The organism is Streptomyces sp. NPDC088725 (genome assembly GCF_044751305.1).
Taxonomy (GTDB): domain Bacteria; phylum Actinomycetota; class Actinomycetes; order Streptomycetales; family Streptomycetaceae; genus Streptomyces.
On record NZ_JBIVLO010000001.1, the window covers coordinates 197,310 to 215,464 of the forward strand.

4 protein-coding genes are annotated in these 18,155 nt (G+C 68.5%); all 4 read right to left on the reverse strand.

Translation table 11 applies throughout. The annotated features are described in order from the left end of the window. Positions 1–13 precede the first annotated feature (13 nt). Genes ACIP6N_RS00855 through ACIP6N_RS00870 form a run of 4 tightly spaced genes read right to left on the reverse strand, consistent with a single transcriptional unit; the run spans position 14 to position 18,046 of the window. Positions 14–2,344 (reverse strand): UvrD-helicase domain-containing protein, encoded by a 2,331-nt coding sequence (locus ACIP6N_RS00855; RefSeq protein WP_401811770.1) that lies wholly within the window; start codon positions 2,342–2,344, stop codon positions 14–16. Further along, complete coding sequence (locus tag ACIP6N_RS00860) at positions 2,344–9,192, reverse strand: DEAD/DEAH box helicase (protein ID WP_401811772.1); 6,849 nt, start codon at positions 9,190–9,192, stop codon at positions 2,344–2,346. Before ACIP6N_RS00860 ends, ACIP6N_RS00855 begins: the two co-directional genes overlap by 1 nt. Continuing rightward, positions 9,189–14,882 carry a hypothetical protein gene (locus ACIP6N_RS00865; RefSeq protein ID WP_401811774.1) on the reverse strand — a complete coding sequence of 1,898 codons (5,694 nt, stop codon included), beginning with the start codon at positions 14,880–14,882 and terminating at the stop codon, positions 9,189–9,191. Before ACIP6N_RS00865 ends, ACIP6N_RS00860 begins: the two co-directional genes overlap by 4 nt. Next, on the reverse strand, positions 14,882–18,046 hold the full coding sequence (locus ACIP6N_RS00870; RefSeq protein ID WP_401811775.1) for an SNF2-related protein: 3,165 nt from the start codon (positions 18,044–18,046) through the stop codon (positions 14,882–14,884). Before ACIP6N_RS00870 ends, ACIP6N_RS00865 begins: the two co-directional genes overlap by 1 nt. Positions 18,047–18,155 lie beyond the last annotated feature (109 nt).

The window sequence follows — 18,155 nt, forward strand, 5'->3', positions numbered from 1 at the left end:
AGGCCCTCGTCTTTCACCATCGTGAGATATAGGGGCTCGGTGCCCCGTGCCAGCTGATGCGGAGGGTGTCGCGGGCGCGGGTAGCGGCGACGAACAGGAGGGAGCGCGCCTTGCGTTCCTCGCGGGCGTAGCGCTGAGGGTCGGATTCGCGGTAGCGGTCGATGACTGCGGTGCGGGGGATGACACCGTCGCGGGCGCCGACGATGGCGAGCTTCTGGTATTCGAGGCCCTTGAAGCGGTGCATGGTGCCGACGTGGACTTCGCCGTCGCCCTTGACGCCGTCCTTGGTGAGTTCGGCCACGGTGATGCCGGCCGCGGTGGCGAGGTAGTACATGACCTGGTTGACGGAGTCGCGGTCGGCGACGCAGACGGCGATGTTGCCGCGGGGGTCGCGGCGCGGGTTGTTGCCGCCGTCGCCGGAAGTGAGTTCTTCGCGCCAGGCGTGGAGGGTGGCACCGAGTTGGGTGAGTTCGTCGTCCCAGGTGTCGCAGGGGGCGAGTTCGGGGACGGGGCCGCGAAGGACGGAGCGGTAGCCGGCAAGGGTGTCGGTGCCGTCGTCGAGGTCGTCGTAGGCGGGGGCTTCGCCCTTGGCGTCGACGACCTGCATCGCGCGGGCGAGGATCTCCTTGGTGGTGCGGTAGCTGAGGGTGAGGCGGGAGGAGCGGCCTCGGATGTTGACGCCGACGGTGCCGAGAGTGACCTGCTGGTCGTAGATGCGCTGGTAGGTGTCGCCCGCGATGAACATGTCGTCGGGGCCGGCGGCGACCATGGCGCGAAGCATCTTCCAATGGGCGGGGCGCAGGTCCTGGGCCTCGTCGACGACGACATGCTGGTAGCGGTGGGCGATGTAGCGCATGCCGGAGCTGTCGTCGCGGTGGATGAGGTCCTTGCCGCCGACCTCGTCCTTACGGTCCTGCCTGGCCTGGATCTTGGCAGCGCGTTCCATTTCGAAGCGGGCTGCGCGTTCGGCGGCCTGGCCCCAGGTTTCGCGGTTCTCCTTGTCGAGGCGGGCGGTGAACTGCTCGAGGATCTTCCAGATCTGGGCGCGTTCGGGGCGGCTGACGGACCGGCCGCGGCCTGCGCGGCGGGCGTCGAAGTACGCCTTGCGGTTGCCGAGTGACTGGCCGAGGATCACCTGTTCCCATTCCTCGTAGAGGAACTCGGGCTCCCAGCGCTTCTCGTCGAGTTCGAACAGGAGGCGTTGGAGGATTCCGATCGCGACGCTGTCGTAGATGCGCTGCTTGCCGCTGCCGCTGAGTGAGTTCTCGTTGAGGACACGGGCCGCGAGCTTGTCGATGTTGGTGATTTCGACGCGGGCGACCAGGTGGGGCTCGAGGAGGGAGGAGAGGCGGGCGCGGAGGTCGACGGTGAGATTGGTGGTGAAGGTGGTGAGCAGGATGGGCTTGTTGTGGCCGGGAGGGAGCTGCTGGGCAAGGTACTTGACCCGGTGGAGGGCGACAATCGTCTTGCCGGTTCCGGGGCCGCCGGAGACCCGGGCGGGACCGTTGTAACGGCGGTCGACGAGCTTGGCCTGGGCAGGGTGCAGGAAGACCTTCCAGGCCCGGAAGTCGCCTTCTTCCAGTACGACGCGGAGGTCGTCGTCGATGGTGGTGACGGTGGTGCGGGCCAGCGCCGCGCCGAGGTCGTCATGTTCGGTGTCGGCGAGTTCGACCTCGACGGGGGCCGTGATCTCGCGCCGGACCTCGCCGATGGACATTCCGGCGGCGAGGCCGTAGAGGATGTCCTTGGTCAGGAGCGGGGCGCCGGAGACCAGCTGGTCGAGCTCGCCGCTCTCGGTGACGGCGAGTGCGAGGTTGATGAGCTGTGCGGCGACACCGAGCGACCGCAGGTCCTCGCCGGTGATACCGGAGAGGAGCCGTGCGGCGGGTTCTACGACGACCGACTCGTGAACCTCCGGGGCCGGCGCCAGCTGCTGGAGCTCGGCCTCGGGCGTCGGGTCGACCGGGGTGAGGGTGACGCCGGCGCGCTGCAGCACACTCTTCCCGACGACGGACAGGTCGACGAACTCGATCTCACCGGTGACACGGTTGATGGCGACGGAGAGTTCTTCGTAAACGTGCTTGCGGTGGCGTACCGCGACGACGAGCCACCGCTCCTTGCCGCGCTCGTCCACGCCGGCCCTGGCCAGGAGAGCCCGATAGGACTGGTCGATCTTCGCGCGGAAGACCCGTCCGTCGCCCCTGAGGGGCTTGAGGTCGAGGCCGGGGTGGTCGGGGTTCTGCCGGAATCGGTGGCAGAAGTCGTAGAACTTCCCCTTGACCGAGCGGTCGAGCTTGTACAGCTCGTGTTCGGCCTTCTCATACAGGCTGAGCCGGGCGGTCATCAGGAGTTGGATCCTTCCGTGTCGGGGAGGAGCGTCAAGAGGGTGTCGAGGTGGTCGAGCCAGTCGGTGGCGGTACGTACGGTCCAGCCGTCGGCGGCATATGCATCGTCGCGTTTGCGGCGCTCTTCCTCGGCTTGGGATCCGTGTGTGTCCGGGGCCACGACGACGGCGATCTTGATCTGGGAATCGGTCCAGGCGAAGTCCGTCTGCCAGCCCCGTTCGCCGAGTTCGTAGCCGAAGACAGGGGCCTTCTTGCCCTTGGCTGCGACTTTCTTGGCCAGCCGGGTGAGGTCGGATTCCGGTTCGTCCTCCTCAAGGAGCTCGATGATGTCCTCGTCCCAGGCCCGGTCCCGCAGGACGCCGGCGACCACCTTCTCCAGGGAGGACTCCTCCGTCGATTCGGCGTCGGCCGCACCGGCGAGTACGGCGGTGCGGCTGTCCACCACCGAACTCACCTCGTTGGCAGCCGGGTTCCGCTGGGCGATCAGCGATTCGAGTTCGCCGACGCCGCCGCCGATGGTGAGGACCTCCACCGGGTAGTCGGCGGCCTGGCTGCTCGAGAGCTGGATGCCGTCGCCGCCGGCGAAGGCCAGGAACTGCAGCAGGTTCGACCAGTACAGCCAGGACCGCCACATCAGCTTGTGTTCGGCGGTGCCCAGGCTCGCCGTGCGGTCGTCGAGTACGGCGATGGCGCTCCAACCCGGTTCCTGGCCTGAGGCATCCACGGTGTAGATCAGCGGCAGCCCGTTTTCGTCCACGGCGTGCAGGACGAGGATCGCTCCGTCGCCTTCCCCGGCTTCCGGCCCCGGCATCTGATTGCGGCCGAGAGCGGTGAGGGCGGCCCGTACGGCTTCGCGTGCCTGGTCCCGGTCGGCCTGTTGCACGAGCGGCTCCGGCGCGCTCATCAGCCCGCCGACCAGCGCCTTGGCCCGCCGCCCCCATACGGAACGGGAGGGCCGGCGCAGGTATGCGAGGAGAGTGTCGATGGGATTGGCGAACACAGCGGCCGAGAAGTGGGCACGGTCGCCGCCCAGCTCCTCGTACCACTCCTTGGCGGTGTCCTGGCCGATGCGCCGGTAGGGCGGCCACACCGGCTGCGCCTTGGCGGCGTCGCCTTTTTCGAAGAGCTCCAGGTCGTCCCAGGTGATCTGGAAGACGATGTGCCCGTCGGCCCGCAGGTGGTTGCGCTTGGTGCAGTCGGGCGCGATCTGGTTGTGCTTGCGGCTGGCGTGGTATCGGTGGCCGTCGAGGTAGACGGTGACGAGCCGGCGGGGGCCGTCGGTGGATTCGAAGGTGAAGTCGGTGCGGGTGTGCTCCATGTTGCGCTGGGCGGTGAGCCGCCAGCCGGTCGAGCGTACGGACCCGGTATCGGCGGCCTCTCCAGCACTGACGTTGGAACCGGTGAAGCGAAGGTAACCGCTGTTCGTTCCACTCTCGTCGAGTGCGGCGTCGTCCTGGTTCTCGCTCCACTTGCGCAGGGCGGCCAGGAAGCGGGCCTCCAGGTCGGACTCGACCTGCTTGTCCAGGCCGATCAGTTCGGTGGACGCCACCTTGGTAACAGCCCAGCCGTCGACGGGGTTGCCGTCGGCGTCGCGCAGTGCCTCGCCGTTCTCGTCGACCGGGCCGAGGAGGTCACCGAGGATCTCCAGGGCTTCGTGGCGTGAGACGACGTCCTGGTGGCGTTCCTCGGTGTAGCGGTGCAGACAGCGGTGGCAGGCCCGCAGACCCTCGTCCTTGCAGGGGCATGCGAGGAGCGTGGCACGGGCTTTGAGGAGCGTCTCCTTGAAGTCGCCGGGGTTGGTCAGCCGGTCCAGATATCCTGTGCCGCCGGGCAGCCGGTCGAAGAGCACCAGGAAGTGGCGCTTCTCGCCGGTGGCCTGGTCGGGCATACGGGCCAGCGTGGTGTCCAGGTGCGCGGGGTCGCCGCCGAACTGCCGGTCGACGCCGAGCCGCAGTGCGGCCTTGAAGGAGTAGATCTTCTCCTCGACGAGCACGGTGGCCGCCGGAAGGAGCACCCGCAGCGCCTCGGTGTTCAGCTGGTGGGCGAGGAGCACCGACTGCTGGGGCACGGTAGCGGGCTTCTTCCCACGCCGCAGCGGGCACCACGGCTGATGGTGCTTGACCTTCGGGTTGCGGGCGGCCGAGGAGTCCAAGGCGTCGGTGGCGTGATCGAAGACCGGTTTGCCGTCGGCGGTCGCCGCCCCGCACGCGGTGCACACGTAGAACGGGGCCATGCGGACGTCCTGCCCGGCGAGTTCGTCCTCGCTCTGACTGTCGAACCGCATCGGGCCGACGTTGATGCGGCGAATCACCGCCTTGCGGCAGTAGTCGACGCCGAAGGTGTGGTGGGCGTGCCGCCAGGACGCGCCGTGCTTGATCTCCTCCCGCGGGATGTCCACCGCGTCGATGACGGTGTAATAGCGCTGTTCCCGGTCGTCCTTGTCGTCGCCGATACGGGCGTCCTCGCGCTTGTCGCGGGAGGTGACGGTCCTGGGCTCGATGACCTGGTGCAGGCAGGAGCCGTCGTCCGCGATCCCGGTGCTGCCGCAGCGCGGGCATGGCGAGCGGTCGTCCTGGGCGTCCTCGGTGCGGACGTAGCCACACTCCGGGCAGAAGCGCCAGGCCTTCCAGTCCGGCTGAGAGGGGCTGCCGATGTCGATGCCGGTGATCTGGTGCTTGTAGCCATTGACGTAGAACGTGTTGCCGGGAGCGAGTTCGGACAGGGCATAGCGCCGGGGCCGGTCGTATGAGCGGATCTTGGAGTCGAAGCGGTCCCGGCCGGTGTGCGGATCCATACCGTCGACCCAGTACAGCGTCGCGTTGAGGGTGGTGACGGAGTCGATGAGCGCGTAGTTCGGCAGCAGCCCGAGATCACACAGGGCCTGCTGGGCGGTGATGAGCCCGAGCTTGCTCAGGCGCTTGCCGAGCGCCCGGTGTTCTGCGTCGAGTTCAGCCTTGCGGTCGCGCTGCTCGTCCTCGGTGTCGTGGAGTTCGTCGCGGGCCTCCGCGATGTACCGCAGTCGCCGCCGCAGCACCTCCTCGGCGTGGAGCCACTGTCGCTCGGCCCGCTCCACCGCGCTGCGCAGCCCTCGCCCGGCGAAGGCCCGCAGGTCGTCGGCGGCCTGTTCGTTGACGCCGACGGGGAACAGGTCCAGGAACCCCTCGACCAGGTTCGAAGCGTCTGCGAGCGCCGCTTCGACGAGATCGGCGAGGTATCCGGAGGGGCCGAAGAGGGCCGGGGCGTCCCGTACGACCGCGGGCAGCGGACGGCCGTCAGCGCGCGACAGCCGGCCCCGCGCGGCGAGGTCGAGGAGATGTGCGAGGTACTGGCGGCGCAGGATCTCGATGGCCGACAGGTGACTGCCCGGCGGCACGATCTGCCCGGCGATCATCTCGCGCGGCTGCTCCAGGTAGTACAGGTCTCGGCGGCTGCGGTCGGGGATGGTCAGCAGGAACGCGTTTCCGGTGCGGCGCCCGGCCCGGCCCACCTGCTGGGCGTAGTTGGCAGCGCGCCTGGGCAGCGCGGCGAGCACGACGGCCGACAGGTCGCCGATGTCGATGCCCATTTCGAGCGTCGGCGTACAGGACAGCACATTGGGATCCTTGAACCCGCTGCCGTCCTTGAACGCCGCCTCGACCCGCTCCCGCTCCGGCCGGGTCAGCATGCCCGTGTGCTCAGCCGTGATGACCTGGTACGTGCCCGCCTTCCGGTACAGCCTGCGGTAGTAGTCCTCGCGGTAGTTACGGTCCCGCTGGTGCTTGCCGAGCCCCTCGGGCCGGTCGCCCGCGACGAGCAGGCCGGTGCGGCAGCGGTAGGACGGGCAGCGCTGCCCGTCCCACTGCGCGAGTAGGCCGGGGTGGACGGTCTGCTCCCAGAAGCAGTCCGGGCAGCGGACGAACGCCTCGTTCACCTCGGCGTCCCTCAACAGCTGTACGTCGATCGCGCCCGGCTTCAGACCGTAGACGCGCAGGCTGCCGTCGGTTGGAGTGCGCACCGAGAGCAGGCCCGCCTCGACCAGCGCGGGCAGCAGCCGCGACCAGAACTCCGCGGCCTGCTCTCGCGGCAGCCCGAGCGTGCGCTGCGCCCACCGCTCGTACCAGGAGAGACGTCCGGTCGCGAAGTCGAACTCGCTCCTCGTCCTGGGGGCGCTGAGCAGGAACACCGGGGCCGCGATGCCCTTGGGGAAGGCGCGCATACCGGGAGGCCGCTTGCCCCAGATGAAGTACCGGCTGGTACCGGCCTCCGAGAGGTACCCCTCCAGCCACTTGTGACCGATCGCGCCCCGGGTCCGCAGCCGCTCCAGGAAGATCCGCAGGAACCCGAGGTAGCGGGCGTCGTCCTGTTCGATGACCGGCAGCCCGCCGCCGCGCCCGTACGGCTCGGTGTGCGCGGCTTTGACCAGGGCGATCGCGGCGGCAGGGTCCTCGATGCGCACGTGGGCGGCGGCGGTGCGAGTGAGTTCCAGGGTGCGGCCGTTGCGGGAGCGGAAGCCGAACTCCATCAGCGCCTCGAACGCGAAGCGCTCGCCGATCAGTTCCCAGGTCTTCCTGTCCCCGCCTCGCCCCTGACCGGACAGGAGCCGCTTGACGCCCTTGAAGTCGTGCAGGTCGGTGGGGACGACGGCGGCAAGGGTCTCGCGGTCGGTGGTCGCCGCGACCACGTCGGCGATCAGGTCGTGCAGCGCGGTCGGGGTCTCCTCCGACAGGTGCTTCTTGAACAGTGCGCGCAGGGAGAAGGTGTACGAGCGGCTGGCCACGAATCCGGCCCGGTGTGCGGCATCCTGCACCGAGTCGTTGAACATCAGGGTCTTGTCCTCACCCTGCGCCCGGTCCATCTCGCCGCCGGTGAACAGCTGGGTGACCGAGGCCGCGGCGAGGGCGGCGGCACCGGTACCGAGGAAGCGGATCGCGTTGTGCGAGCCGCAGGCCGGGCACCAGTCGTCCTCTGCGGCGGTGGTCGCGGTGTCCCCGAGGTAGACGAGGACGAAGGCCGAGTCGGAGCCCGCCAACCGGGGCGCGCCGGTCTCCTGGTCGTAGTCCTCGACCGGATCGGGCAGCCGCAGGCGACGCTTCGGCCCGTCCAGTACACGCAACTGCCCGGCGCTGGTGGCCGCGAGGGCGGTATCGCCGCGGCCCGCACCGCGTCCGGCCTCTTCCATCGGGGCGGCACCGGAGCCCTCCTGGGCCTCCTTCTCGGTGGCCGCGATCAGGTTCCGGACCCGCATTTTGTCCTGGCTGACCGAGGCTCGCCGGATCTTGTGCGTGTCGACCTGTACGTCCGCGTCGTCGGTCTCCGGGGAGAACACCGCCCAGCCCGAACGGCCGCAGTCACGACAGTAGACGGCCGGCAGAAACAGGTTCGCGGCCGCGCCCGTGGTCGCCGTCGTCACCGGGGCGGTACGGGCCGGCTGCTCGCCCGAATGGTGGGCGGAACCGGCCGAGTCCCACTGGAACTCGGCCTTGGGCCACGGCAGCACACCGCGTACGACCCGCGACACCGACCGCGCCCACTGATGCACCTCGACCTGCACGAAGGGCCGCGGCCGCTCGGTCGTGGAGGCCGGATCACGAGCCACCGAGAGCAGCGCCAGGAGCCGGGCGAGGGCGGACGCCGCCACCTCCGGCTGCCGGGTGATCGTCTGGCCCCAGGAAAACGCGCCCCGCCGCCACATCAGGTCCAGCACCTCGGGCACGGTCCGCACCTGTCCGTCCAGGGCATGCATCACCGCCGAGGTCAGCATGTGCTTCTTCAACAGGCCGCCGAGCACGAGCGGGTCGGTCTCGCGGGTGCCGGTGACGGCCTCGACGACCGCGAGGAACTCCTCCTGGCCGAGTGAGGGGTCAGGGAGGGTGGCCAACTCGTCCGGAACCGGGATCGGCAGCATCGGATCGAAGCCGCTCGGCGGCACGAACTCGTCCACCGTCTGCCGGTGCTCCCCGACGATCGAGGACACGTCGAACTCCGTACCGAACACCTGCGTCGCGACGTCGAGCAGCTGGCGGACCCCGTCCTGGTCCGTGCTGTCGGAGGCGAGCGTCGCCGAGGTCGCCACCGGGCAGATCCGCCCCAGTGGACGGCCCTTCTCCGACACCCCGACCGCCGAGGCGAGGCGGCGCAGGAGCATCGCGACGTCCGTGCCCTGCGCGCCGTCGTAGGTGTGGAACTCGTCCACGACCACGTACCGGATATCCGCGTCCGCCCACAGCGGGGCGTCCTGTGCCCGCTGGAGCAGCAGGTCCAGCATCTTGTAGTTCGTGATCAGGATGTCGGGCGGCGAGATCTGCATGTCCGAGCGGCGCGTGTACACCCGGTCGTAGTGCGTCGCCGCCTTGTCGCCGATGTAGAGCCCGGCCCGCACCTTTTTCAGCGCCTCGTGTTCGCACAGGAGCTCGTTGATGCGCTGGGCCTGGTCGGTGGCGAGCGCGTTCATCGGGTAGAGGATGACGGCCTTGACCCCGGCCCGGCCGGCCGCCCGCTCGCGGGCGCAGTGGTCCAGTACGGGATAGAGGAACGACTCCGTCTTGCCGGAACCGGTTCCGGTCGTCACGAGGGTGGGCTTCGGCGTACGACCACCCGCCGAGGACAGCCGCCCGAAGGCCTTCGCCTGATGCGCGTACGGTGTCCAGCCGTCGGTCCGCCGCCAGTCCAGATACCTGGTCCAGGACGCGTCGGCCGCGACGAACGGCGTGCGCAAGCGGAGGAACGGCCCCCGGAACATCCCGGAGTTCTCGTCCCCCAGGAACCGGTGCAACGCCTGGCGCGCGCCCTCGTCGGTCAGCGCGTAGGTGGTGGACAGGTACTGCAGCAGGCTCTCCTTGAGCCCCCGCGCCTCGAGCGTCGGCCTCACGGCTTGGGCACCTCCTGCGTTGCCGGGTCCCACTTGCCGGCCTCGACGGCGGCATCGAGACGCTTCTGGAAGTAGGCGTGGGCCTCGCGCATTTCGGTCTCGCGTTCGGCCTTGTAGAAGGGGGCGGTGTAGCCGTCGGGGACGGGGGTTTCGGGGGCGGGGTTGTTGGCGGGGTCGGCCTGGTAGGCCTTGAAGGCGGGGTCGGCTTGGTACTTCTCGAAGGCCTTCCAGTGGTCGCTGGTCTGACCGTGGCCGAAGGTGTACCGATTCCCGGCGATCTTGCGCTCGGCGGAGTCGAACCAGGTGACCGAGTCGAAGTCCTGCATGATCGGGAAGCGGGCCCGGTACATGGTGACGAGCGTGTCCGCGTCGATGCCGAGCCAGACAGCGACGAGCGCATCGATCTCCACGAGGGCGGAGCGGCGGGCGTACTCGGTACGGAGGGGGGTGTCGCGTTGCCAGGTGGGGGTGACAGCGTGGAGTTCGGTCGCCATGCGCGGCCAGGGGCGGGCCCAGGGCTCGTAGGCGGACCAGGCGGGGTCGTGGAGCTCCTGCCAGAGGTCGGCGTAGGCGGTGGTGAGGGAGTTGAGGCGGAGAGTGCGGAGGAGGAGGGCCGAGGCTAGAGGGTGGTCGGAGTGGGGGGCCGGCAGTGACTTAGACCGTGTCACATGCAGGTGAGAGACGTTGATCGTCCGAAGGAAATAGTCCAGCGGGAGTGAAGACCACATACCGCTCACCAAGACCGTGTCCATAGGCGTAGTTGCCACGGCACTCCTGAGGCCCCCTAGATGGGCTACTCGCGGAGGCAGCAGCGCGACGTACAAGGCGCGCTCGGTATCCGGCGCGATTTGATTGCGCCAAGCGAGGCGGTAACAAGACGTGTACGGCTTCGTCGCCTGGGTGAGGAGCTCCTCGTTCAACGCCTCGGTGGTTACTTGCGCAGGCGAGCACTCCAACTCTTGTGCGAGTCGGGCCCGCGCTTCCCTGACTTCCCTATCGGAACTCTGTAGCCGCGCCAACTCGATATGGTCCAGCCACTGTTCCTGCGCGCCGAGATACGTGTTGCTGTTTGCCACGCGGCGGTACTCCGACTCCGGTACTGCGTCCGACGCCAGCTCGACGTGGTTGAGTCCGAGTACCTCGCCGCCCCCCTGGCTGGGCTGCTTGAAGAACGGATTGGCGACCCCGAGCTGGGGGCCCTTGAGGATGACGTCATCCCAGGACTCGGCCTTATAGTCCTCACGGTCATCGTGGTCCGTGTTGTGCTCAATGAGCTGGGTGTCTTTGCCAGGGCCGTTGATGGACTTCTTGGCATTTGTCTCGTTGAAGCCCTCGAAAATCTGGGGGTCGAAGCTCCCGAATCGTAGTGGATAGTCCGCGAGTGCGTCGATCGCGGGGTCTTCCGCTGTGCTTACTGGCGTCAGCAGGCGCGCTTTCTCGACATCAACGTCCTGCTCTCCGGCGAGCCGCTGCCACCTGCCCAAGGTGTGCGGGGTCACGCGAACGACTCGGGTGCTGTGCGCCCGCTCATCCCAGTCACCTGCGTACTTGACGCCCGGCGCGTCACCGCTGCCATCGTGCGTGCCGGAATCTCGAAGCGTGTCAACGGAGAAGAGCCAGGACAGATGCTGGAAGTCGATCTCGCCGTGCTCGCCGTAGATGTGCACACCGAAGTGGCTGGATCTGCCAACAGGCGGCGGGAAGAAGCGGTTTCCCGAGTTGACGAAGTCGCCGTGCACTCGCAGTCGTCGGTACGCCGCCTCTCGCAGTGTGGCCTCCTTGTCCCCGTTGAAGTGGGTATCCGGATGGACTAGCCCCGCACTTCCAACTGCTGCTGCGTGCGCCCATACCTGACACATGAACGCTCGGTACAGGTCAGGCCGACTCCCCGAGATCAACGGGTACACCTGGGGCGCGGCCAGGTAATCCGCAGTCGTAACCGTCGAAGTCGCCTCGCCCAGCGCGTACGCCGTCACCTTGGGCTTCGCCAGCTCCGCCTTCCGCCGCCGGTTCCTCTCAGCCGTCGCTGGCTTCTCCGTCAGCATGAACCACGGCTCGAACTCCGCGATGACGGAGTTCTCCTTCCACTCCGGCCGCACCCACGGTGGATTCCCCACCTGAAGGTCAAACCCGCCACCCTCGGCAAAGGCCAGCGCGAAATCCAACTCCCAGTGCAAGAACCCCTGGTCCTCGGCGATATCACGGACCGCACCCATCCAGGGGAAGCGTGCCTCCGGTTCCCGCTGGTCCATGTCCATCTCTGTCTCATTCTGGATGAGCTGCTCGTACTTGCTGAGCTCCTCCAGCGTGTTGAGGGACCCGATGAGCGAGCCGGCGTCCGGCACCGGTCCACGGCCGAGCATGGCCTCCAGGAAGTCCAGCCAGTCGTTGAGGTCCTTCAGCGCGATGAGCGAGCGGCGAGCAGGGCGGGAGAGGTCGGGGGCGGGCTGCTTCCTGGTCTTCACCGTCGTCTTCGACGGGCCGACCTCCTTGACCTCCACGTGGACCACGCCGTCGGAGGACTCCTCGATGTCGGACATCGAGATCTGGTCGCCCTCCATGGCGAAGAGCATGGTGTTCTCCACGAAGCGCGGCACGCTTGTGGGCATGGGCGGGGACAGAGGCGCGGTCACCGCAGCCCCAGTCGCCGACGCGGCCTCGACGGGTGGCACCGCATCACCCAGCGGCGCCACCGTCGTGGACATCGCCTCGATCAGGTCGCCGATACTGCCGGCGCCCTCACTCCCCACCACCGGCGCACCCGCATACACGTCGTCCGACCCGTCAAGCAGCCCCGCCTTCCCGACCGGCCAGAACCACAGCGCGCACCACGCGTCCATGACGCGCTTGAGCCGCCAGTACGGAGTTCCCGCCGCGCGGAACAGGTCCGCATACACCTTCTCCTTCGACATCCGGATGCCGCCAGGACCACCGTCCCGTTCATCCTCGCCCCGCCGCAGGAAGGCGAACTCCTCGTCCTTCGTGTCCGCGCCCCAGACGTCGATGCTGCGGGCGATCTCGCGCTCCGACAACTCCATCCGCTTGACGACCAGAGACCACAGGTACTCCGCCCGCTGCGCCGCATCCCGCAGCCGCGTGTACTGCGAGGCCGCCTCGGCGCCGGACTTCCGGTCGAGGATCGGCTCGCCGGTCTTCTTGTTCAGCCGCCGTGCAGGCGTCTTGAGGATCCCCTTCTTCCACTCCGCGAGATCCTTCACCCCGCCGTCGGCCAGCTGCACGAGCAGCTTCTTCGCGTCGCCGCTCGCGCCCGTGACCGCCGCCCATCCCGGTGTCGGCAGCAGGAACTGGTGCACCGCCCCGTCCGGCAGCGGCTGCTTGGCTCCATCCGTCAGGAACGGCAGCGGTTCCGGCGCGAGCGGCCTGGCGTTGAGCCAGGGGGCCTTGCCCTTCAGTGGGGCCACGTCCCCCGCCGCGTACACGGCCCGCCGTCCACCGATCAGCGAGTTGCCGCGCCGCAGATGCAGCCCGAACCATGGGGCCCGCATCCCGGGATGCATGGTGTTCAGCCACATCGAGACCTCGGCCAGTTCGACGCCGGTCGCGTTGAGGTCGACTCCGTAAGCGTTGTGCAGGGCGATGTAGGCCTTGACCTTCTGCTTCTCCGTCAGCGCGTCGCCCGTCGGTACGGAGACACCCAGTTCGTCCTGCCGGCGCCGCAGGTACTCCTCGGCGACCTGGTTGATCGCCTCGTTGAGGAATGCCCCCGAGCCCAGCGCGGGCTCACAGATCCGGTACTTGAGCAGCTCCGAGGCACGCGTCTTCACGACGTTTCCGTCGGCGTCGCGCTCCTGGTCGAGCCGGTGCTTGAGCGCCAGCTCGACGGTGACCTTCGTCAGTGACTCGGGCGTGTAGTACGAGGCGGATGTCTCCCGGTCACGGCCCGCCAGGCGGTACACGAAACGGCCCGGCGGGTACTTCTTCGGACCGCGCAGCCCCTTCACCGCGTCCCGGTCGTCGTACGTCACCCAGGTGTTCTCGGGGTACTCCTTGAGCCGCTGCGAGGGCACCAGCCAGGAGCCCTTCGCCGGGTCGCCGCCCTTGGCGACCTCGCACAGCTCTTCCTCGGCGATGATGCCGGTGTACGACATCAGCCCCTCGTACACGGCCCCGAGCTGGTTGATGCCGAGATTTCGGTAGGAGATAAAGCCCGTTCGACCTCCGGCCCGTTCGGCCTTCTTCAGGGTCAGCAGACGCAGCACCTCGTGCAGGGCGCCGTTTCGCGGTCGCAGGTCCAGCCAGACCGGCTCGCTGTCCTCGTCGCTGCGCGGGTCGCGGGTCTCGTTGCCGATGAGGCGGACGGAGTCACGCTCGAACAGCTCGCTGCGCAGCGGCTCGAAGCGTAGTCCGCGGTCCTCGCTCCGGTACTTCGCCTTTCGACGACGGGTGTCCTCGTCGTCGCCGGGCAGCTCGTCGTTCGGCTCGGTCCCGTAGGGCCGGTAGCCGTTGTTGACCTTCTTGAAGAGGACGTCCAGCGAGGCGTGCAGGTGGAAGCCGTTACGAGCCGTCTCCTCGGTCAACAGTTCGTCGCGCTCGACCAGCTCACGCAGGCGCGCCATCGAGTAGCCGGCCTCGTAGGAGCCGTCGTCGGCGGGCAGGATACCCAGTTCGGGACGGGCCTCGGCGTACAGCAAGAACAAGATGCGGTAGAGGTAGCGCAGCGACTCCCGGGTGAGCTGCCGGGCGAACGACAAGTCCGGGCGCTCGATGTCGCGCGGGTCGAGCCCGGACTCCTCCAGGCGCTCAAGGACCGCGTTGGCGATGATCTCGACGGACTTCTGGAGTCCTTCGCGCAGCTCTCCGGAGACGCCGACCGCGTTGTCGCGGGAGGACTTGACCAGCGCGTCGATGGCCGGCGGTTTGCCGTCCTCGGACGACGTGAGCACATCGTGGCTGAACAGGCCCGCGATCGTGGCGAGTTCGCCGTGCTGGCGGCGGTCGTTGCGCTCCAGGGCGGCGTCGAGGTTGGCGGAGAGGTAGCGGCCCTCGCCCCAGGCGTGGCGGTCGGCAAGGAGGATGACGCCGCCGCACAGCAGCAGGACGAACCGTGGGGCCGCGCCGCCCTCCTCACCCAGCTCGCTCTGGAACAACCAGGTGGCGAGCGCCTGTCCGGTCTCGTAACTCTCACCGCTGCCCGCCCGCAGCGGGTGGAGAAGTCGGCCGTACCCGCCGGCGTCGAGCGCCGTGTCGTTGCTCGCCGACCAGCCGCAGTCCAGGGCCACGATGCCGTCGCCGTGCCAGGCCACGGTCACCTCGTGCTCGCGCCCGGCGCGGTGTACGGTCACGGTCCGTGCGGTGGGTTCCGCCGAGACGGAGGGGAAGCCGAGCGCGGCGAGGACCTGCCGGTGCCAGTCCTGAACGCGCTCGCACCACTCCTCGTCCCCGTAGGTGTTGAGGCGGGCCTCGAAGGCCGCGGCGTCCGGGTACTCGTCGTCCTGCTCGTCGGCCTTGGCCTGCTCGGCGAAGAAGCCGCGGTACTTCTCGTCCAGGTACGTCGAGCGCAGTGCCCGCACCGACTCGCGCGGCGTGGGGCGCGTGTCGTGCTCGTCGCTCTCTCGATCAGCCCAGGCGGCGAAGATGCCCTTCTTGAGGCCGTCGCCGAGCTGCTCGGCGAAGTAGAACGCGGACAGGTACTCGCCGCGGTTGGAGAAGGAGTCGAAGTCGGTGCTCATCAGGCGATCGTCTCTCCGGCAACAGGCGCGGCGGATACATCGGTGACGCCAGCAGGCGTCGCGGACAGCGGTTCAAGGACACCGAGCAGGCGCAGCATCGGCGCTCCGGAGGTCCGCAGCGACCGGATCATGGACTTGCGACGGCTCGCCGTGAGGTTCACGTCCTGCTTGGCCTTCTGCGAGCGGGCCGAGGCGGCGAACAGGGCGTCCTGCTGCCACCGGGCGACCCGCTTCTCGTACGGGGCGAGCACCGCGTCGATCGCCTCCTTGTACTCCGCCGCCCGGTCGGTGAGGAATCCGGTCGCCGCGTCGACGGCCGCCGGCACCAGTGTCTGGAGCCCCTCGCGGTCGGCGGGGGCGGCGCGTCCGGGCATCTTCGGGCCGACATTGCACGCGGCGAGGAAGGCGTCGTCGATGCGTAGAACGCGCGGTGCGGTGGGCAGGCCGACGACGGCCATCCACTCCACGACGGTGGGGCGGCCCACGGCATTGGAGTGGATGCCCTGGACCAGATACACCGGACCGGCCAGGTCGGCCGGCAGCCGCGTGTCCAGCTTTCCGGCCGCTTCGAGATCGGGGGCGAAGGCGAGGACGAACGCCTGGTCGTGGCGGAGGGCGGCCAAGGCCTTGTCGGTCACCCAGTCCAGGACGGGATGGACGTCCGACACGTAACTGACATTGGGCCACTGGCTCTCGGTGGTCTCCCGGGCAACCTCGAGACGCCTGGCCGCGAGCCTCTTGTCGAAGGTGAGCCGCAGTCGGCCCTCCTTCTTCGCGGTCGGCAGGATGCCCTGGTCGGTCAGGTACGACTTGGGCAGCGACTTCAGCCGGTACACCAGGTCCGGCGGCGGTTCGAAGGCGATCGTGCCGTCGTCCTCACGGCGCAGCTTGAGCACGTTCTCCGGCTTGTCGGGGAAGTACGTCTGGCGCAACGCCTCGTCGAAGTAGGCGGCCGTGGAACCGGCGGCGCCGAACAGGCTCGGCACCGTGGCAACGGGCACGTCGTCGGTCGGCTTCTTGGTGCCGACGTTGCTCATCAGCCGGCCGAGCATCGCCTTCGCGCCGCCGCTGGACTTCTGGATGGATTCCTCGACCGTCCGCCCGGAGATCAAGTCTCGCGTCAGACGGTCCTCTTCCTCCTTCGCCCGGTAGATACCGGTGACGGCCTCAGCCGAGCCCTCGATCCGGTGTGCCTCCTCCTCACGGGCCAGAAGCTTGGAGCCCACCAGGCGGTCGTCCAGATACAGCGGCTCGTCCTTCTCACCCGTGCGCCACTCCACATCGCCGGTGAGGACCAGGGCCCGGAATTGAGGGGCCTTGCTCTGCCCGTAACGGTCGATACGTCCGTTGCGCTGCTCGATGCGGATCAGCGACCACGGAAGGTCGTAATGAATCAGCTGGTGGCACTGCTGGTGCAGGTTGACGCCTTCGGAGGCGACATCGCCGGTGAACAGGACGCGGACCGGGTCGGTCTTCAGCCCGAACTTGGAGACGATGTCCTTCTGCTCGTCCTCGTTGCTGGCCTCGCCGTGCATGACCTGGACCGCGCCGCCGTAGGCCAGCCAAGGCTTCGACTCAGCCACGGACTCCTCCAGCGTGGTCCCGGCCCGGAAACCGAGCCTGGACGGGACCGCTTCGGCGAGCCACTTCAGGGTGGGGATGCGCTCCGAGAAGACCACGACCCGCATGTCGGACCCGGGACCCACACCGATCTCCTTCAGCTCGCGGACCAGTGCCTCGAGCTTCGCGGAGTCGTCGTTGCCGATGCCGGCGGCAAGGCGCTCAAGATCCACGATGGCCTCGCGCTCGATACGGCGTTCGGCCTCGCGGGCCGCCGGGTCCTGCCCCCTCCTGACCTTGAGGGGAGCCTCCAGGACCTTCCGCCGCGCCACGACCGAGTCCTGGAAGGCCCGGTGCGAGGACAGGAACGACTTCAGCAGGTTGTAGGCCACCATCGTGTCCGCGCACACCGAGGAAGCGGCCGGATCGCGCGGTGTCCATCGCGCGGCGAGCTCTTCCAGGACCGCCCGCTCCTTCGGCCCGGCCTCGCAGACCACCGGCCGGGACGGGCCGCGGTCGGCCCACTTGCCCTTGAGGGAATCGCGGACCTCGCGATCGGTCTTGGTCCGCCGGATGTACAGGTGGCCGAGGTCCTTCACTTCGTACTCCGACGTGTTCGCGATCGCCGTCTTGTCCAGCATCCGGATCAGCTCGGCAAAGGACTCCGTCGCACCGTTGTGTGGAGTCGCGGAGGCGAGGATCAGCGCGTCGGTGTGCTCGGCCAGGGCGCGGGCGAGGTCGTTGTTCTTGGTGCCGCGGTTGACCAGGTTGTGCGACTCGTCGATGACCACCGCGTCCCAGTGGGAGTTCTCCAGGTGATGGGCGTAGACGTCGCTCTTCAAGGTGTCCACGGAGATGATCGCGCGCTTGAAGTACGCGAACGGGTTGCGACCGGCCGGGATGTCCCGCTGGATGCGCTGGATACCGGTGGAGTCCAGGCGGACCAGCGGGATCGAGAAACGGGTCCACAACTCGCGCTGGAACTGTTCCAGGACGTGCGCCGGAGTGACCACCAGGATGCGCTCGCCGCGTCCGCGGCGGATGAGCTCGGCGAGCAGGATGCCGATCTCCAGGGTCTTTCCCAGCCCCACCACGTCGGCGATCAGGACCCGCGGCTGCGGATTCTCCTTGGACAAGGCCAGCTCGGCGGGGCGCAGCTGGTGGGTCTGCTGGTCCATGAGGAAGTTGTCGGCCAGCGCGAGACCGTGCTCGGTCTGCGGGAGCGCGGTCTTGCGGATGACCGCCTCCAGGTAGAGGCGGGCCTTGCGGTGGTTCGGTGAGTCGTCCGGTACCAGAAGGGTCTTCTTCGGGTCGAGGGCCTCGATGTGGTCGAGCTTGTCGTAGAAGACGGCGTCGGTCCCGCGGACGAAGGAGGAGACTCCGGTGGCCTCGACCATCCAGTCCTCGTCACCCACCGGCGTAACGGTTTTGACCAGCCACTGCTCGTCGCGGACCCGGACCTGCGCGCCCGGCGCGTACTTGGCCAGGCGGGTCAGAGAGGCGGTACCTGTGGGGCCGGGAGCGGCGGATTCCACGGCTTCATCCGCTGTTTCCTCCGTGTCGAACGCGCCCTGACCGTCGCCGGTCTCCGTCACGCTGGTCACGTACCGCTCCATTCGTTCATCCTGCTGTTTCACATGCGCTCCGGAGAAACCCGGAGGTGAGGTACGGCGACTCGATCGTCTGCCGCCGTTCTACCGCAGCGCACTGACA